Source organism: Rhodococcus koreensis (assembly GCF_017068375.1).
Lineage (GTDB): Bacteria > Actinomycetota > Actinomycetes > Mycobacteriales > Mycobacteriaceae > Rhodococcus_F > Rhodococcus_F koreensis.
In genome coordinates this window covers 2250614-2267999 of the sequence record NZ_CP070609.1, presented here as the reverse complement: position 1 = coordinate 2267999, position 17386 = coordinate 2250614, and the positions used below count along the sequence as shown (strand labels likewise).

The 17386-nt window shown below is 68.3% G+C and carries 19 protein-coding genes; 16 read left to right on the top strand and 3 right to left on the bottom strand.

From position 1 onward, the window contains the following. Window positions 1–7: 7 nt before the first annotated feature. The 6 genes from mshA (at window position 8) to JWS14_RS10565 (ending at window position 6399) form a co-directional block, all read left to right on the top strand. On the top strand, window positions 8–1366 hold the full coding sequence (gene mshA, locus JWS14_RS10590; RefSeq protein WP_206013069.1) for a D-inositol-3-phosphate glycosyltransferase: 1359 nt from the start codon (window positions 8–10) through the stop codon (window positions 1364–1366). After that, a complete protein-coding gene (locus JWS14_RS10585) occupies window positions 1363–1854 on the top strand; it encodes a type III secretion system chaperone family protein (RefSeq protein WP_095862545.1) in 492 nt (163 codons plus the stop codon). Before mshA ends, JWS14_RS10585 begins: the two co-directional genes overlap by 4 nt. A 106-nt stretch (window positions 1855–1960) precedes the next feature. Then, window positions 1961–3556, top strand: a complete 1596-nt coding sequence (locus tag JWS14_RS10580; protein ID WP_206013067.1) for an AMP-binding protein — start codon at window positions 1961–1963, stop codon at window positions 3554–3556. A 43-nt stretch (window positions 3557–3599) separates the two neighbouring features. After that, window positions 3600–4355, top strand: coding sequence for a phosphoglyceromutase (locus tag JWS14_RS10575; RefSeq protein WP_174705472.1), 756 nt, complete (start codon window positions 3600–3602; stop codon window positions 4353–4355). Between the two features lie 149 nt (window positions 4356–4504). Continuing rightward, window positions 4505–5713 carry a sensor histidine kinase gene (locus JWS14_RS10570; RefSeq protein ID WP_095862546.1) on the top strand — a complete coding sequence of 403 codons (1209 nt, stop codon included), beginning with the start codon at window positions 4505–4507 and terminating at the stop codon, window positions 5711–5713. Beyond that, the gene (locus JWS14_RS10565) at window positions 5710–6399 is read left to right on the top strand and encodes a response regulator transcription factor (RefSeq protein WP_072939844.1); all 690 of its coding nucleotides are present in this window, start codon (window positions 5710–5712) and stop codon (window positions 6397–6399) included. Before JWS14_RS10570 ends, JWS14_RS10565 begins: the two co-directional genes overlap by 4 nt. A 102-nt stretch (window positions 6400–6501) precedes the next feature. Here JWS14_RS10565 and JWS14_RS10560 read toward each other — a convergent pair whose 3' ends face one another. Further along, on the bottom strand, window positions 6502–6837 hold the full coding sequence (locus JWS14_RS10560; protein WP_072939847.1) for a hypothetical protein: 336 nt from the start codon (window positions 6835–6837) through the stop codon (window positions 6502–6504). 69 nt (window positions 6838–6906) lie between these two features. Further along, window positions 6907–7692 carry a DUF3109 family protein gene (locus JWS14_RS10555; RefSeq protein ID WP_095862547.1) on the bottom strand — a complete coding sequence of 262 codons (786 nt, stop codon included), beginning with the start codon at window positions 7690–7692 and terminating at the stop codon, window positions 6907–6909. 66 nt (window positions 7693–7758) lie between these two features. On the opposite strand from JWS14_RS10555, the gene JWS14_RS10550 reads away from it, so the two are divergent. From JWS14_RS10550 to JWS14_RS10505, 10 genes are all read left to right on the top strand, one after another. Continuing rightward, window positions 7759–8712, top strand: a complete 954-nt coding sequence (locus tag JWS14_RS10550; protein ID WP_206013066.1) for a Ppx/GppA family phosphatase — start codon at window positions 7759–7761, stop codon at window positions 8710–8712. After that, window positions 8709–10010 carry a hypothetical protein gene (locus JWS14_RS10545; protein ID WP_206013064.1) on the top strand — a complete coding sequence of 434 codons (1302 nt, stop codon included), beginning with the start codon at window positions 8709–8711 and terminating at the stop codon, window positions 10008–10010. Before JWS14_RS10550 ends, JWS14_RS10545 begins: the two co-directional genes overlap by 4 nt. Window positions 10011–10017: 7 nt before the next feature. Continuing rightward, entirely contained in the window at window positions 10018–10959 is a 942-nt protein-coding gene (locus JWS14_RS10540) for a sugar phosphate isomerase/epimerase family protein (protein WP_095862550.1), read from the top strand. 84 nt (window positions 10960–11043) lie between these two features. Continuing rightward, entirely contained in the window at window positions 11044–11679 is a 636-nt protein-coding gene (locus tag JWS14_RS10535) for a MerR family transcriptional regulator (RefSeq protein WP_072939861.1), read from the top strand. Beyond that, window positions 11676–12518: a thioesterase family protein gene (locus JWS14_RS10530; RefSeq protein WP_095862551.1), complete on the top strand. Its 843-nt coding sequence runs from the start codon at window positions 11676–11678 to the stop codon at window positions 12516–12518. Before JWS14_RS10535 ends, JWS14_RS10530 begins: the two co-directional genes overlap by 4 nt. A gap of 36 nt (window positions 12519–12554) precedes the next feature. Next, a complete protein-coding gene (gene proC, locus JWS14_RS10525; RefSeq protein WP_072939866.1) occupies window positions 12555–13370 on the top strand; it encodes a pyrroline-5-carboxylate reductase in 816 nt (271 codons plus the stop codon). A gap of 125 nt (window positions 13371–13495) precedes the next feature. Next, window positions 13496–13732 (top strand): helix-turn-helix domain-containing protein, encoded by a 237-nt coding sequence (locus tag JWS14_RS10520; RefSeq protein WP_005258384.1) that lies wholly within the window; start codon window positions 13496–13498, stop codon window positions 13730–13732. A 200-nt stretch (window positions 13733–13932) separates the two neighbouring features. Further along, entirely contained in the window at window positions 13933–14034 is a 102-nt protein-coding gene (locus JWS14_RS10515; protein WP_003402602.1) for a 30S ribosomal protein bS22, read from the top strand. A 199-nt stretch (window positions 14035–14233) separates the two neighbouring features. Further along, the gene (locus JWS14_RS10510) at window positions 14234–15277 is read left to right on the top strand and encodes an NAD-dependent epimerase/dehydratase family protein (RefSeq protein ID WP_083395791.1); all 1044 of its coding nucleotides are present in this window, start codon (window positions 14234–14236) and stop codon (window positions 15275–15277) included. After that, a complete protein-coding gene (locus tag JWS14_RS10505; RefSeq protein WP_072939868.1) occupies window positions 15274–16293 on the top strand; it encodes a lysophospholipid acyltransferase family protein in 1020 nt (339 codons plus the stop codon). The genes JWS14_RS10510 and JWS14_RS10505 overlap by 4 nt, the downstream gene beginning before the upstream one ends. Before the next feature lie 15 nt (window positions 16294–16308). Here JWS14_RS10505 and JWS14_RS10500 read toward each other — a convergent pair whose 3' ends face one another. Then, window positions 16309–17295: an HAD family hydrolase gene (locus JWS14_RS10500; RefSeq protein WP_072939871.1), complete on the bottom strand. Its 987-nt coding sequence runs from the start codon at window positions 17293–17295 to the stop codon at window positions 16309–16311. Window positions 17296–17386 lie beyond the last annotated feature (91 nt).

Below are 17386 nucleotides of genomic sequence, written 5' to 3'. Positions count from 1 at the left end.
CCGATCGGTGGGGGAGCACTATGGAGTGGTGACGCCCTTGCACAACTCGCGCCCCCGCAGGGTGGCCGTCCTCTCGGTCCACACCTCACCCCTGGCGCAGCCCGGTACCGGAGACGCGGGCGGCATGAACGTCTACGTGCTGCAGTCCGCCATCCAGATGGCCCGCCGTGGCGTGGAGGTGGAGATCTTCACCCGGGCCACGTCGTCCGCCGACGCCCCGGTCCAGGAAGCGGCGCCGGGGGTCCTCGTCCGCAACGTCGTCGCCGGCCCGTTCGAGGGGCTCGACAAGCAGGATCTGCCCACGCAGCTCTGCGCGTTCGTGGCCGGGGTGCTCCGCGAGGAGGCCCGCCACGAACCGGGTTACTACAACCTGGTGCACTCGCACTACTGGCTGTCGGGGCAGGTCGGCTGGCTCGCCCGCGACCGGTGGGGTGTGCCGCTCGTGCACACCGCGCACACGCTCGCCGCGGTCAAGAATCTGTCGCTGGCCGAGGGGGACACCCCCGAACCGGCCGCCCGTCAGATCGGCGAACAGCAGGTGGTCGCCGAATCCGACCGGCTCGTAGCGAACACCACCGACGAATCCGATCAGCTGGTCCGCCACTACGGCGCCGACCCGAACCGGATCGACGTGGTGGCGCCCGGCGCCGACCTGACGCGGTACCGCCCCGGCGACCGGGACGCCGCCCGCGCGAAGCTGGGGCTCGACCCCCGTGAGACCGTCGTGACGTTCGTCGGACGCATCCAGCCGCTCAAGGCTCCCGACGTCCTGCTCCGCGCCGCCGCCGAACTGATCGCCCGGGATCCCGAGTCGTCGCTGCGGGTGCTCGTGGTCGGGGGTCCGTCCGGATCCGGACTGGCCCGGCCGGACGCGCTGATCGAACTCGCGTCCTCGCTCGGCATCGCCGCGCGGGTCACGTTCCTCCCGCCGCAGGCGCCCGATCGGCTCGCCGATGTGTACCGGGCTTCGGATCTCGTTGCGGTGCCGAGCTATTCGGAGTCGTTCGGTCTGGTCGCCATCGAGGCGCAGGCCTGCGGCACGCCGGTGATCGCGGCGAACGTGGGCGGACTCGGCGTCGCGGTCCGTCACGGCGAGACGGGGCTCCTCGTGGACGGGCACCGCACCGAGGACTGGGCGACGGCGTTGCAGTCGCTGGTGTCTGCGCCCGGCAGGCTGGCCGCGCTGGCCGCCGAGGCTCCGCGGCACGCGGAGAACTTCTCCTGGGAACACACCGCCGACGGCCTTCTCGAGAGCTATCGGATGGCGACCGTCAACTACAACTACGGACACGGCCCCAGCGAATTCTCCCCGCGTCGCGGACGCGGATTGTGGAAGCTGCGCAGGGTCGGGGGAGTACGCGCATGACCGACTTGGCCGAGGTGATCGAGTCCGCCCTGACCGACCGGGAGTTGGACTTCACGAGGAAGGACTCGACACACTTCGTCGTCGAGTTGCCCGGCGAGCGCAAGCTCAAGACCACCACACTGCTGACCGTCGGAAAGCACGGCCTGCGCGTCGAGGCGTTCGTCTGCCGCAAGCCCGACGAGAACTTCGAAGGCGTCTACAAGTACCTGCTGCGGCGCAACCGCCGGCTGTATTCGGTGGCATACACGATCGACAAGATCGGCGACATCTACCTGGTCGGTCAGATCGCCGAGCACGCGGTGACCGCGGACGAATTGGACCGCATTCTCGGGCAGGTGCTCGAGGCGGCCGACGGCGACTTCAACACCCTTCTCGAACTCGGATTCGCCGGTTCCATCAAGCGGGAGTGGGAATGGCGTGTCTCGCGCGGCGAGTCGCTGGCGAACCTGAAGCCGTTCGAACATCTCATCGAGGACTCGCAGTCCTGAGTGTGGGTTGACCTCCCGCGGACGGGAATTGCGCGCGGGTAGAGTTGCGGCGAACCTGTGACTGGTGTCACAACTGCTGCTGCAACACTTCGAGGGAGTGACCCACGTGAGCTTCAAGAGCCCGTTTCCGGACGTCGAGATCCCGAACCTCAGTGTCTACGATTTCCTGTTCGGTCGGGTCGACCCGGCGGATGCGGAACGGCCCGCCCTGATCGACGGCACCTCCGGTGCGGTCACCACCTACCGAACCCTGGTCGGGCAGATCGACGGGGTGGCGGGGGCGCTGGCCGCCCGCGGCCTCGCGGTCGGTGAGGTGGTGGCCCTGCACTCACCGAACGTGCCCGCGTTCGCCGCGGTGTTCCACGGCATCCTGCGCGCCGGCGGCGTCGCCACCACCATCAACGCCCTCTACACCGCCGAGGACATCGCCAAACAGCTCACCGACTCGCACGCGAAGTTCCTGTTCACCGTCTCCCCACTGCTACCGCAAGCCCAGGATGCGGCGGCGAGGGTCGGAATCCCCACCGAGAATGTGATCGTCCTCGACGGCGCCGCCGGGCACCCGTCCCTGGCGGATCTGCTCACCGAGGGCCACCCGGCCCCGGAGGTGTCGTTCGACCCGGCCACCCAGCTGGCGGTGCTGCCGTATTCGTCGGGGACCACCGGCCGCCCGAAGGGGGTGATGCTCACCCACCGCAACCTGGTCGCGAACGTGTGTCAGATCAACCCGCGGATGGGCATCGGCGCCGACGACAGGCTTTTGGCGGTGCTGCCGTTCTTCCACATCTACGGGATGACGGTGCTGCTCAACGCCGCCCTCTACAACCGGGCCGCCCTGGTGACGATGCCGAAGTTCGACCTCGTCGAGTTCCTGAGCATCGTCTCCGGGCAGCGGTGCACGTATGTGTTCATCGCGCCGCCGGTCGCGGTGGCGTTGGCCAAGCACCCGTTGGTCGACGACTACGACCTGTCCTCGGTGCATTCGATCTTCTCCGGTGCCGCCCCGCTGGATCAGGAACTGGGCAGGGCCGTCGCCACCCGGCTCGGCTGCCGGGTCCGGCAGGGCTACGGGATGTCGGAGATGAGCCCGGTCTCGCACGCGATCCCGTTCGACCGGGACGACATCGCCCTCGACTCGGTCGGCCCGACGATCGCGAACATGGAGTGCAAGCTGGTCGACCCGGCCACCGGGCTGGAGGTCGCCTACCCGGCCGAGGGGGTCAGCGCGCCGGGGGAGTTGTGGTGTGCGGGTCCGAACATCATGGCCGGGTACCTGGGCAACGAGGCGGCGACCGCGGAGACCCTGGATGCGGACGGGTTTCTGCACACCGGGGACATCGCGACCGTCGACGCCGAGGGGGTGGTGACGATCGTGGACCGGATGAAGGAGCTGATCAAGTACAAGGGGTATCAGGTGCCGCCCGCCGAACTCGAGGCGCTGCTGCTCACGCACCCGCAGATCGCCGACGCCGCCGTCATCGGTGTCCTCGACGACGAGGGTGAGGAGGTGCCGAAGGCGTTCGTCGTCGCCCAGCCCGGTGCCAAGGATCTGGATGAGGCCGCGGTGATCGCGTTCGTCGCCGCCCGGGTCTCCCCGCACAAGAAGGTCCGCAGGGTCGAGTTCATCGACCTCGTCCCCAAGTCCGCCGCAGGCAAGATCCTCCGCAAGGATCTCCGGGCCGGCGAGGCCCGCCGGAGCTGACGGCAGGGGTTCACGGCGCGAGGGTTCCGGCAGGCATGCCAGGATGAACGGCATGAGTACCGGAACCCTTGTGCTGCTCCGCCACGGCGAGAGCGAATGGAATGCGCTCAACTTGTTCACCGGCTGGGTGGACGTCCACCTGACCGATAAGGGCATCGCCGAGGGCAAGCGCGCCGGCGAATTGCTGCTCGAGCACAACCTGCTCCCCGACGTGCTGTACACGTCGCTGCTGCGCCGCGCCATCAGCACCGCCAACATCGCGCTCGACACGGCAGACCGGCACTGGATTCCCGTCATCCGCGACTGGCGTCTCAACGAGCGCCACTACGGCGCCCTGCAGGGACGCAACAAGGCGCAGGTCAAGGACAAGTACGGCGACGAGCAGTTCATGCTGTGGCGCCGCAGCTACGACACCCCGCCGCCGACGATCGAGGCCGGCAGCGAATACAGCCAGGACACCGATCCCCGCTACGCGAACCTCGACGAGGTCCCGCTCACGGAGTGCCTGAAGGACGTCGTCGTCCGCCTGATCCCGTACTGGGAAGACACCATCTCGGCCGATCTGAAGGCCGGCAAGACCGTCCTGATCACCGCGCACGGCAACTCGCTGCGTGCCCTCGTCAAGCACCTCGACGGAATCTCCGACGAGGACATCGCCGGGCTGAACATCCCCACGGGCATCCCGCTGCGCTACGACCTGGACGAGAACCTGAAGCCGCTCAACCCCGGCGGCACCTACCTCGACCCCGAGGCGGCCGCCGCAGGCGCCGCCGCGGTCGCGAACCAGGGCGGGAAGTAACCCGTGCAACCGGCCGGACGTCCCGTTCGCGGGACGTCCGGCCAACAGCAGGTTAACTGCGGACGAAGACTCCGGTTGCCGCGTGTGACGTGCGCGGAAATGCCTGGACCCTGCGTAACCGGCCCGCCGCGCGAACGTACGATTCAGGCGTGAGTGTTGTTCAAGCCGTCTTGCTTGCCATCGTGGGCGGCTTCGTCGGTTACCTCGTCGGTGGCGTGCTGATCCCCATGCTGTCTACCCGGCAGGCGCAGCGAATGGAAGAAACGTCGGGGCTCACGATGTCGCAGGTCCTCGACCTGATCGTGCTGGCATCCGAGAGCGGCATCGCCGTGGTCGACCAGTTCCACGACGTCGTCCTGTTCAACCCCCGCGCCGAAGAGCTGGGCCTGGTGCGGAACCGGCTCGTCGACGACCGTGCGTGGGTGGCGGCGCTCCGCGTCCTCGAAACCGGCGAACCCGTCGAGGTCGACCTCAGCACCAAGAACCCGCAGCGGGGGCGCGACCGGATCGCGGTGCGCGGCACCGCACGACTGCTCAGCAAGGAAGACCACAACTTCGTGGTCCTGTTCGCCGACGACGACTCCGAGCAGGTGCGGATGGAAGCGACCCGCCGCGACTTCGTCGCCAACGTCAGCCACGAACTCAAGACCCCGGTCGGCGCGATGGGACTGCTCGCGGAGGCACTTCTCGAATCGGCGGACGACCCCGATTCGGTCCGGCACTTCGGCGAACGCGTGCTCGGTGAATCCGTCAGGCTCGGCAAGATGGTCACCGAACTGATCGCGCTGTCCCGGCTGCAGGGCGCCGAGAAGCTGCCCGACCTCGAGGCCGTCGCCGTCGACGAGGTGGTGGACGAGGCCCTGCAGCGTTGCAAGATCTCCGCGGAAGCCGCAGGCATCGCCGTCACCACGGACCACAACAGCGGCTACGAAGTGCTCGGCGACCGCGCGCTGCTCGTCACCGCGCTGTCCAACCTGGTGCAGAACGCCATCGCCTATTCGCCGAAGGGATCCCCGGTCTCGGTGAGCCGGTCCATCCGCGGCGACAACGTGGCGATCTCGGTGACCGACCGCGGCGAAGGCATCGCCAAGGCCGACCAGGAACGCGTCTTCGAACGTTTCTTCCGCGTCGACAAGGCGCGGGCCCGGGCGACCGGCGGAACGGGACTCGGCCTCGCGATCGTCAAGCACGTGGCCGCCAACCACAACGGATCGATCGACCTGTGGAGCAAGCCAGGAACGGGTTCGACGTTTACCCTGCAGATTCCTGCACACATCGAGACAGTAGAGACGAACGGCGGGGACGCCGACGGCGGAACTGTCGGGAGGAGAGAAACCGGTATGGAGGCCAAGCGATGACAAGTGTGCTGATCGTGGAAGACGAGGAGTCACTGGCCGACCCATTGGCCTTCCTGCTTCGCAAGGAAGGATTCGAGACGACGATCGTCGGCGACGGACCGTCCGCGCTCGCCGAGTTCGACCGGGCCGGTGCCGACATCGTCCTCCTCGACCTCATGCTGCCCGGCATGAGCGGCACGGACGTCTGCAAGCAACTCCGCAGCCGATCCGGTGTCCCCGTCATCATGGTGACGGCACGGGACAGCGAGATCGACAAGGTGGTGGGTCTCGAACTCGGCGCCGACGACTACGTGACCAAGCCGTATTCGGCGCGGGAACTGATCGCCCGCATCCGCGCGGTGCTGCGCCGCGGCGTCGACAGCGAACTCGACGTCGCGCAGGACTCGGCAGTCCTCGAGGCCGGACCGGTCCGGATGGACGTCGAACGGCACGTGGTGCAGGTGAACGGTGACGCCGTCACGCTGCCGCTCAAGGAGTTCGACCTCCTCGAGTACCTGCTGCGGAACTCGGGCCGGGTACTCACCCGCGGACAGTTGATCGACCGGGTGTGGGGCGCGGACTACGTCGGCGACACCAAGACCCTCGACGTGCACGTCAAGCGTCTGCGCTCGAAGATCGAGACCGACCCGGCGAAGCCGGAACACCTCGTCACCGTCCGCGGGCTGGGCTACAAACTGGAGGCGTGAGCGGACGCCGATCCGCCACAGTTGCGCACGAATTCGTCAGCCGCACAGGCAATTGCCGGTGCGGCTGACGAATTCGTGGGCGTTTGCCGGAACGGGCGACTGTCAGAACGGGTTGTACACCCAGACGCCGCGGAACGGCGCCGAGATGATCTGCGTGATCGCGTGCTCGCGGCCCTGGTCGTCGAACTGCCTGCAGTAGACCGCGACGTAGTGTCCGTCGCCCTTGCACTCGATGACCCTGCCGGTTCCGTACGGGCTCAGGACGAGGGCCCGGTCAGCCTTGTCGCCGAAGGCGCCCGGATCGAACGGTGCGACGAAGTTCGCCGTCTTGTCGTAGAAGGTGTTCCAGTCCGGGGTCGGGTCGGCGGACGCGGTCGGCGCGAGAGCGAGCGTTGCGGCGGCGGTCAGCAGGGCACCGGTCAGAATGCGAGCGAACATGATCTCTCCCGTCGTGGCTGTGCCCGGAATGGGGCCGTGACGGCTAAATCGACCGGCAGGTCCGATCCGTTACCCGGCGGCCCTCTTCTGTGCGGCCACGGTCGCGGGATGCACGGCGACGAGTCCGAGGCCGGCCCTGCGCTTGCACAGCGTCGCCAATTCCGCGTACGCGGCCTTGCCGAGCAGCTCCGTCAGCTCCGGCGCGTACGACTGCCAGACCGCCTTGGCGCCCACGTGGGCGTCGGGTGAGCCCGAGCAGTACCAGTCCAGGTCCGAGCCGCCCTCACCCCAGCCACGCCGGTCGTACTCGGTGATGGTGGTCTTGAGGATCTGCTCGCCGTCGGGGCGTTCCACCCACTCCTGGGTGCGGCGGATCGGAAGCTGCCAGCACACGTCGGGCTTGACCTCGAGCGGCTCGATCCCGCGCTCGAGCGCCATCGAGTGCAGCGCGCAACCGACGCCGCCCTCGAAGCCGGGGCGGTTCAGGAAGATGCAGGCCCCCTGATACCGGCGGGTGCGCAGCGCGGGCTCGTCCTCGAGGTCGTCCTCCTCGATGTACCCCTTCTTGCCGAGCCCCTTCTCCATGAACTGCCAGTTCTCGGGTGTGAGCAGCTTCACTGACTTGTTCAGCTTCTCCAAATCCTCCTCGTCGGAGAGGAACGCGCCGTGCGAACAGCAGCCGTCGTCCGGCCGGTCGCCGATGATGCCCTGGCAGGCCGGAGTGCCGAACACGCAGGTCCAGTGGGATAGCAGCCACGTCATGTCCGCGGCGATGAGGTGCTCGGCGTTGTCGGGATCGGGAAATTCGACCCATTCGCGAGCGAAGTCGAGGGGTACTTCGGGGCTGGGTGTCATCTTGTGTGAACGCCCTGCTTTACGTGCTGTCACAAAGCCCGACGGTAGACCCAGTACCGTGTCAATGTGCGACTAGGGGTACTCGACGTCGGAAGCAACACCGTCCATCTTCTCGTAGTGGACGCCCACAGGGGCGGCCACCCCACACCGATGAGTTCGACCAAGTCGACTCTGAGGCTGGCGGAGAACACCGACGACAAGGGCGACATCACCACTCAAGGTGCAGATCGCCTGGTCACGACGGTGGCAGACTTCTCCAGCATCGCGAGGACATCCGGGTGCGGTGAACTCATGGCCTTCGCGACGTCCGCCGTCCGCGACGCCAACAACTCGGACGACGTGCTCGCGCGCGTGCACGACGAGACCGGCGTGACGCTGGAGGTCCTGTCGGGTGTCGACGAGGCGCGGCTGACGTTCCTCGCCGTGCGCCGCTGGTTCGGGTGGAGCGCCGGCCGCATCCTGAACCTCGACATCGGCGGCGGATCCCTCGAGCTGACGACGGGCGGCGACGAGGACCCGGACGTCGCGCTGTCGCTGCAACTCGGCGCGGGACGGCTCACCCGGGACTGGCTCGAGGCCGACCCGCCGGGCAAGCGTCGCGTGGCGGTGCTGAGGGACTGGCTGGACGCCGAACTGACCGTCCCGGCGAAGGAACTGCGCACGGCGGGGCAGTGGGACCGGGCCGTCGGCACGTCGAAGACGTTCCGCTCGCTGGCCCGGCTGACGGGCGCCGCACCGTCCGGCGCGGGCCCGCGGGTCAAGCGCACGCTCACCGCCAGCGGTCTCAGGCAACTCATAGCTTTCATTTCGCGGATGACGGCCTCGGACCGTGCAGAATTAGAAGGGGTGAGCTCCGACAGGTCGCAGCAGATCGTGGCCGGAGCGCTCGTTGCGGAGGCCAGCATGAGAGCACTGGGCGTGGAGGAACTCGAAATCTGCCCCTGGGCTCTGCGCGAGGGATTGATCCTCCGCAAGCTCGATACGGAAATGGGCGGTGAATTGATGGTGGGTGCTCGATGACCGAGGACAGTCAGCAGATCTCTGTGTCAGAACTGCTCAAACGCAACGGGCAGCAGGTGGAGTCCCGGGGCGGGCGGCGTCGGCGCGGCGTCGCGGGAGGAATCTCCGTCGCCGAGTTGACCGGTGAAATTCCGGTGGTCCGGGATCCGTCCGAATCGCGGGCACTCGAATCCGAACCGGAACCGGCCGCGCCCGAGCCGTCGCGCACGCCCACGCCGACTGCACCGTCGGCGCCGGCAGCACCGTCGGCGAGGGCCGACGAGCGCACGGCCGCTTTCAAGGCTCCAGTCGACGACAGCGACGATGACGACGACGAACCCATCGCCAGTCGCCCCGCCGGCCGTGGCCGCGCCGTGGTGCCGGGCGGGACGTCGCGCGATCACCAGGGAACCTGGGTCAGCCGGTCCGTCCGGAAGGAACCGCCGGCGCCGCAGGCCGCCGCCCCGACGCCGGCTCCGACGGTGGCCGCCCCGGTCGTGAAGAAGCCGGAGCCGGCCCCGACCGTCGCCGCTCCGCGGGTGACACCGGCGCCGAAGGCCGAACCCCCGGCCAAGCCCGGCACAACGGCCAAGTCCGGCACAACGGCCAAGCCCGACACAACGGCCAAGGCCGAACCGGCCGCGAAGTCCGACGCACCCGTGAAGCCCGAGGCCCCGGCGAAACCCGGAACCCCGGCGAAGGCGGGCGCCGCAGCGAAGTCGGGTACGGCAGCGAAGTCGGGTACGGCAGCGGCGTCGAACGGCGCGTCGAAGTTCGTGAAGACGCCGAAGCCGGAGGCTCCCGCCAAGGCGAAGCCGGAGCCCGCGCTGCTGTCCGGATCGACGCTGGCCGGCGACCTGATGCGTCAGTCCCGGGACTCGGATGCGGCGAACGCGGCCGAGGAGACGGACCTCATCGAGGCCGCCACCGACGAGGCGGACACCGGCCAGCGCGACGACACGCAGAAGTCCGACACCCCGCGCCGTTCCCGCAAGGAGGCGAAGGCGGAGAAGGCCGCGAAAGCGGAGAAGACAGGCAAGGACGAGGCCGGCGAGAACTCCACCCGTGAGTGGGCCGTTCTCATCGGCCAGGGTGTGGTGGCCGTGATCGCCGGGGCCCTGCTCTTCAAGGGTTTCGAGAAGCTGTGGGACGTCTTCCCGTGGGTCGCGCTGATTCTGGCGCTGCTCGTCATCGTGGGCCTGGTCGCCATGGTCCGCATCCTGCGCCGCACCGACGACATCACCAGCTTCGTGATCGCCGTCGTCGTCGGGATGATCGTCACTCTGGGGCCGTTAGCCTTCATGCTTGCGTCGGGCTGAGTTGCTCATGGTCGGGGACAGTGGGCACGAGCAGATTCGACGGTCACCGCGTGGGCGGAAGGTACTGGTGGGCCTGTCGACGGCCTCGGTGTACCCGGAGAACACCGAGGCGGCCTTCCGGTACGCGGCCGATCTGGGATACGACGGCGTCGAACTGATGGTGTGGGCCGAATCGGTCAGCCAGGACGCCGCCGCCGTGGCCGGGCTGGTGCGCAGGTACGCGATCCCGGTTCAGGCGATCCACGCGCCGTGCCTGCTCATCTCGCAGCGGGTGTGGGGCGCCGACCCCGTCGCGAAGCTGGAGCGTTCCGTCCGCACCGCCGAATCGCTCGGGGCGACGAGCGTTGTGGTGCACCCCCCGTTCCGCTGGCAGCGCCGGTACGCCGACGGCTTCGCCGATCAGGTGGCCGACCTGGAACGGCGCAGCGACGTGATCGTCGCGGTGGAGAACATGTTCCCGATGCGGGCGGACGGCTTCTTCGGCAGCAAGGAGAGATCCGCCGAGCGGTTGCGGCGGCGGGGCGGACCCGGGGCCGCGCTGTCGGCGTTCAGCCCGTCCTACGACCCCACCGATTCGGGGCACGCCCACTACACGCTCGACCTGTCGCACACGGCCACGGCCGGAATGGATGCGATGAAACTGGCGGAGCGGATGGGGGAGGGCCTCGCGCATCTCCACCTCGCCGACGGCCGGGGTGCGTCGATGGACGAGCACCTCATTCCCGGTCACGGCGCCCAGCCCTGCGCGCAGCTGTGCCGGCACCTCGTCGACACCGGGTTCGACGGGCAGGCCGTGGTCGAGATCAACACGCAGAACGCCCGAACCCGCCGGGAACGGTCGTCGATGCTCGCGCAGGCGCTGGCCTTCGCCCGTGAACATCTCGAACCGGGACGCGCCGCGTCGGGGTCGCCACGCAGCCACTCCGGTGGCGATCACGACGACACCTGAGGCGTCTGCCGAGTTTCTCCTGCGGTAAGCTCGGGGCCACATTGGATAGTTTCAGTATCCAGTCTGGTTGTCGAAGGAGGGGCCGTGCGCGTTTCCGAGTTGGTCGCCCGTACCGGCGTTCCGCTCGCGACGGTGAAGTACTACCTGCGCGAAGGTCTGCTGATGCCCGGCGAGGCGACGAGCGCCACCCAGGCCCGGTACGGCGAGGAGCACGTGCAGCGCCTCGGCCTCGTCAAGGCGCTGGCCGGAGCCGGACTGCCGATTCCCCGCATCCGGGAGATACTCCGCCTCGTCGACCATCCCGACGGCTCACTGTTCGACGTGCTCGGCCAGGCCATCGCGCAACTCCCGCCCTACCTCGACACCCCCGCCGACGACGCCGACGAGTTCCCCCGGGCCCGCGCCGTCCTCGACAGGCTCGGGCAGGTCTACGACCCCCGGTACGTCGCGGTCGGTCAGCTCGAACGTGCCCTCGTGGCACTCGAGGAAGCCGGCATCCCGATGACCGAGGAGCGACTCGACGCCTACGGGCGCCACGTGCGCGGGATCGCCGAGATCGACATCGGGCTCATGCCCACCGCATCGGCCGAGGATGCGATCCGGTACGCGGTGCTGGGCACGGCCGTCTACGAACCGGTGATCGCCGCGATGCGCCGGCTCGCACACCAGGACGTCGCACAGAAGCGTCTCCGGAACCCCGAAGAACAGGACCAGCAGTGAGCTCAACTCCCTTCCACGATCTCAACGTCCTCACCGCTGCCGGTGACGGGACGTACCGGGCGTCGATCGACCCGATCTGGACCATCGGCCCCAAGGTGCACGGCGGTTCGATGATGTCGCTCTGCGCCGCCGCCGCCCGCAGGCGACTGCTCGACGAGACCGGCGATGCCGGGCCGGCCCGGGTGCAGCCCCTCGCAGTCGGGGCCAACTACCTGTCCGCCCCCGACCCGGGCGAGGTGACTCTGTCGACGACGGTGCGCAAGCAGGGCAAGCAGGTGTCGTTCGTCGACGTGGAGCTGACGCAGGGCGACCGCGTTGCCGTCCACGCGTCGGTCACGCTCGGCGTCCCCGACGTGGGGGAGCCGCAGTACAGCGGAGACCACGCCCTGGCGCAGCTCCCGGTGGAACCGCCCGCCGACGCCGTCGTGCTCACGGCCGACCACCCGATGGGGCAGATCGTCCACGTGGCCCAGGGCTGCGACATGCGGGTGGACGGGACGTCGGCGCACTTCCTGACCGGCAACCAGGGCGAACCCGAGGTCCGCATGTGGGTGCGACCGCGCGCGGGCGACGAGAGCGACCCGGACACGGCGGCGCTGTTCGCGATCATGACCGGCGACATCAGCGCCCCCGTGACGATGAACCGCGGCATGTTCGGCTGGGCGCCGACGGTCCAGCTGACCACCTACCTGCGCAGGCAGCCCGCGCCGGGCTGGCTGCGCGTGATGGCCAGCAGCACGGTGCTCGGCGGCGCATGGTTCGAGGAGGACCACACCGTCCTCGACTCCACCGGGGCGATCGTCGTGCAGAGCCGGCAACTGGCGATGATCCCCCGCTAGGAAGGCGCCGCAGAGCGTCGTGGCAGGCTGTTCGCCATGACGAGAATCGCGGTAATCGGAGGCGGCAAGATCGGCGAGGCCCTCATCTCGGGGCTTCTGCAGGCAGGTCACGCCGTCAAGGATCTGGTGGTGGCCGAGCAGCACCCGGCGCGCGCCGACGAGCTGGCAGCGGCGTACTCGGTGCGGGTCACCACCCCGTCCGACGCCGCCGAAGGCGCCGACGTCATCGTGATGGCCGTCAAGCCGGGAGACGTCGAGTCCGCGCTCACCGAGGTGTCCAAGGTGGAACTCGACGGCGAGCGCGAGCAGCTGCTCGTCTCGCTCGCTGCCGGTATCCCCACCGCCTTCTACGAGACGAGACTGCCCGCCGGGTTCCCCGTGGTCCGGGTCATGCCCAACACGCCCATGCTGGTCGGTGAGGGCGTCAGCGTGCTCGCGCCCGGCAGGCACGTGAAGAAGGAACACCTCGAACTGGTCCGCGGCGTCCTGTCGTCGGTCGGCAAGGTCGTCGTCGTCCCCGAATCGCAGATCGACGCCGTCACCGCCGTCTCCGGCTCCGGTCCGGCCTATTTCTTCCTGGTCGCCGAGGCCATGATCGACGCGGGCGTGGGGCTCGGACTGACCCGGGCGACCGCGACCGAACTGGTCGTGCAGACCATGGTCGGCTCCGCGGCCATGCTCGACAGGTCGGGGGAGAGCGCGACCGAACTTCGTGCCGCCGTGACTTCACCCGGCGGAACCACCGCGGCGGCAATCCGCCGGCTGGAGGGAAACGGTCTCCGAACAGCATTTTTCGACGCCCTCGAAGCCGCGAAAATTCGTTCTGCCGAACTCGGCACGACGACCGAATGAATATTCGATTGCCCACACCCGTCGCAGTAACCCCATCCGTCCCGCTAAGCTCGAAGTAGCACGTGCGTGTCTGTTCCGCCGGAGGGGAAGCCGGCGGCGCGAGACGTGCCGGAGGTAAGTGGTTGATGACGTCTGCAAAAAAGCCGTCCAAGGGCTCGGCCCCGGACGGACAACCGGCACTGGCCGGAACGCAATTTCTCACCGTCGCCGAGGTAGCGACGCTGATGAGAGTGTCCAAGATGACTGTGTATCGGTTGGTGCACAGCGGCGAACTGCCCGCCGTCCGCGTGGGCCGCTCGTTCAGAGTGCATGCGAAAGCAGTGCACGACTACCTCGAAACCTCGTACTTCGACGCCGGTTGACCGATCGGCACGAAGAGGGTCACTTCGACCTCGTTTTCGGGGAGAGGACCCGCACCGGTACGATTAGCGACTGTCGTACCAGCCAGCTGGTGTCGTAAGGCGCTGAGCTAGTTAAAACGAGGCCCAGGCGCCAGAGTGGCGCGAGCGTACGTGATCGGCGTGCGCAGGAACGCTAGAGAAGAACGTGAGGGACACCCGCTATGGGTTCAGTGATCAAGAAGCGACGCAAGCGCATGTCGAAGAAGAAGCACCGTAAGCTGCTTCGCCGCACCCGAGTGCAGCGCAGGAAACTCGGTAAGTAAAGAGTTGCGTCTGGATGCCCGTCACCTCCGGTGGCGGGCATCCGTCGTTTCACGGCGGGCCTGTCGCGTATCGGGCGACCGGCCAATTGCCGTTGTGCGGAGCGCCATCCCCTTCCTGCACGTATCGTTGACGTCACTCGCTACGTGATCGGGGGTCTTAGTGGTTGTGAGTGACGAAGACAGTACTACGCGGACGGCGGTGCCGCGCGTCGTGCTGGTCACTGGGGCCAGCAGGTTTCTGGGTGGATATCTGGTCACCCGGCTCGCTCAGAATCCGGCCATCGAGCGGGTCATCGCGGTGGACGCGGTGTCGCCGAGCAAGGACATGTTGCGCCGCATGGGCCGCGCCGAGTTCGTGCGCGCCGACATCCGGAATCCCTTGATCGGCAAGGTTATTCGTAACGCCGAGGTCGACACCGTCGTGCACGCGTCGACGCTGGCGCGCCCGCCGAAGTCGGGTAGTCGCGCGGCCATGAAGGACATGAACGTCATCGGCGCGATGCAGTTGTTCGCCGTCTGCCAGAAGGCTCCGAGCGTCCGTAAGGTCGTGTTGCGTTCGGCCTCCGTGGTCTACGGCTGCAGCGCCAAGGACCCGGCCAAGTTCACCGAGGAGATGAGCGCCCGGCGCCGCCCGGCGGGCGCGTACGCGCGGGACTGCATCGAGATCGAGGGGTATCTGCGCGGAATGGGGCGCAGGCGCCCCGACATCGGCGTGTCGATCGTCCGCCTCGCACCGCTGGTCGGGCCGCGACTCAACGCGACGGTCGCGCAGTACCTCACCTCACCGGTCGTGCCGACCATTCTCGGGCGGGACGCACGCCTGCAGGTCCTGCACGAAGAGGACGCGCTGGCCGCGCTGGAACGGGCCACGGTGTCGGGTCCGGCGGGCACGTTCAACGTCGCGGGCGACGGCGTCGTCATGATGTCGCAGGCCATCCGCCGCGCCGGGCGGATCGAGGTCCCGATGCCGTTCGGGTTGTTCCGCAACCTCGGACGTGCGCTGATGGGGCCGGTGATGCGGTCGTACACCACCGAGCAACTCGAGTACTTCCATTTCGGTTGCGGACTGGACACCACGCGCATGCGAACCGAACTATCCTTCGAGCCACGGTGGACCTCGATGCAGGCGCTCGACGACTTCGCTCGTGCTGCCGGCGTCAAGGCGATCATCAAGAACGAATGGGTCGACGCAGCAGAGAACGCACTACTCGCTCTTACCGGCACGGCGAAAGGGGAGAGGTGAACGAAGTGGCGAAGGTCATTCCGTTGCACGGTGCGACAGCCGCGCGCGGGACCGCTATCGGACGTTCGAGGCGTGAGCAGAGCGAGAGCAGACATCCGTCCGCGATGCCGCCGCCCTCCGTGATCACCCCACCCCAGCCCGTCACCGAGTCCTCGGCGGTCGACGCCGTCCGCCACGCCCTGGCCGAGCAGATCGTCAACACCGCCGAGTTCGTGCGCCGCCGGCTCTCGGGCGACTATCACGTCGACGACTTCGGCTACGACCCCCACTTCGCCGAGAACGTGTGGCTCCCCATCCTGCGTCCGCTGTTCGACAAGTGGTTCCGCGTGGAGGTCAGCGGTCTGGAGAACATTCCATCGACCGGCGGTGCGCTGGTGGTCGCCAACCATGCCGGTGTGCTGCCCATCGACGGCCTGATGACCTCGGTCGCCGTTCACGACCATCACCCTGCGCATCGCCCGCTGCGGATGCTGGCCGCCGATCTCGCGTTCGAGATGCCGCTCGTCGGTGGTGTCGCACGCAAGGCCGGGCACACGCTCGCGTGCCACCCGGACGCCGTGCGCCTGCTGCAGGACGGGGAGGTCGCGGCCGTGTTCCCCGAAGGTTTCAAGGGCATCGGCAAACCGTTCAGCGAACGGTACAAGTTGCAGCGGTTCGGCCGCGGTGGCTTCGTGTCCGCCGCCATGCGGACCGGTGCGCCGATCATTCCGTGCTCGATCGTGGGGTCCGAGGAGATCTACCCGAAGATCGGTGAACTCGGGACGCTCGCCCGACTGCTGGGGATGCCGTACTTCCCGGTGACCCCGCTCTTCCCGCACTTCGGGCCGCTCGGGCTCGTGCCGTTGCCGTCGAAGTGGTACATCGAGTTCGGCAAGCCGATCGTCACCGACACGTACGACGCGTCGGCGGCCGACGACCCGATGGAACTGTTCGAGGTCACCGACCACGTCCGGGAGACCATCCAGCAGACGCTGTACCGGCTCCTCGCGAAGCGCCGGAACGTGTTCCTGGGCTGAGCCGCGGCGGGCGGCTCAGGCCGCCTGTTCGCGGCGGCGCGCGACGACGGCGGCGAGTGCGCCGCCTGCCGCGCCGAGGAGCAGCGCGGTGGGAACGCCGATCTTGGCGGCCTTGCGTCCGGTCCGGAAGTCGCGGATCTCCCAGCCCCGGTTCTTGGCGAGCTCACGCAGATCGGTGTCGGGGTTGATCGCGACCGCGGTCCCGACGAGCGACAGCATCGGCACGTCGTTGTGGCTGTCCGAGTAGGCGGTGCAGCGCTTGAGGTTGAGGCCCTCGCGGACCGCGAGGGCACGCACGGCGTGTGCCTTGCCGAGGCCGTGCAGGATGTCGCCGACCAGACGTCCGGTGAACATCCCGTCCTCGCTCTCGGCGACCGTGCCGAGGGCGCCGGTGAGGCCGAGGCGTTTCGCGATGACCTGCGCCAGTTCCACCGGGGTCGCGGTGACGAGCCACACCTGCTGTCCGGCGTCGAGGTGCATCTGCGCCAGCGCCCGGGTGCCGGGCCAGATCTTGTCGGCGATCACCTCGTCGTAGATCTCCTCACCGAGCCGGGCGAGTTCGGCCGTCGACCGTCCGGAGACGAACGACAGGGCCTTCTCCCGGCCGGAGGCGACGTCGTCGCTGCTCTCCTTGCCGGTGACGCGGAACTTGACCTGCTTCCACGCGAAGTCGAGGAGGTCGGACGTCTTCAGATACTTGCGGGCGGCGAGCCCGCGCGCGAAGTGGATGATCGAGGCGCCCTGGACCATCGTGTTGTCGACGTCGAAGAACGCGGCGGCCGTCAGGTCGAGGGGAACGTCGTGTTCGACCAGTTCGGTGTCCTCGCCGGACGCGACGTGAAGTGCGAGGGCCGCGTCGGCGCTCGCCTCACCTGCGACGTTGGCACGTACCTCGGCTTCGCTGGGTCCCAGCGGATTCCTGAACTGGCGTCGGCCCGGGAGGATGATCCCCGCCAGACCTGAACCGAAACCCGAGCCGTTCGGTAGTGATCGCGCAGGCACTCGCACCTCCCGTATCGCAGAAGCCTCTGGGAGCAGCCTATCCCCCGAATCGGGGACGGGGCGGGTGGATGGCCCCGCGGGGGGAACTGTG

Excerpts from the sequence above, each read along its gene's own strand:
- JWS14_RS10540 (WP_095862550.1), top strand. The coding sequence starts at position 10,018 with ATGGTCGGGGACAGTGGGCACGAGCAGATTCGACGGTCACCGCGTGGG.
- JWS14_RS10515 (WP_003402602.1), top strand. The coding sequence starts at position 13,933 with ATGGGTTCAGTGATCAAGAAGCGACGCAAGCGCATGTCGAAGAAGAAG.
- JWS14_RS10555 (WP_095862547.1), bottom strand. The coding sequence starts at position 7,692 with ATGACACCCAGCCCCGAAGTACCCCTCGACTTCGCTCGCGAATGGGTC.
- proC (WP_072939866.1), top strand. The coding sequence starts at position 12,555 with ATGACGAGAATCGCGGTAATCGGAGGCGGCAAGATCGGCGAGGCCCTC.
- JWS14_RS10560 (WP_072939847.1), bottom strand. The coding sequence starts at position 6,837 with ATGTTCGCTCGCATTCTGACCGGTGCCCTGCTGACCGCCGCCGCAACG.
- JWS14_RS10545 (WP_206013064.1), top strand. The coding sequence starts at position 8,709 with ATGACCGAGGACAGTCAGCAGATCTCTGTGTCAGAACTGCTCAAACGC.
- JWS14_RS10565 (WP_072939844.1), top strand. The coding sequence starts at position 5,710 with ATGACAAGTGTGCTGATCGTGGAAGACGAGGAGTCACTGGCCGACCCA.
- JWS14_RS10585 (WP_095862545.1), top strand. The coding sequence starts at position 1,363 with ATGACCGACTTGGCCGAGGTGATCGAGTCCGCCCTGACCGACCGGGAG.
- JWS14_RS10520 (WP_005258384.1), top strand. The coding sequence starts at position 13,496 with ATGACGTCTGCAAAAAAGCCGTCCAAGGGCTCGGCCCCGGACGGACAA.
- JWS14_RS10575 (WP_174705472.1), top strand. The coding sequence starts at position 3,600 with ATGAACGGCATGAGTACCGGAACCCTTGTGCTGCTCCGCCACGGCGAG.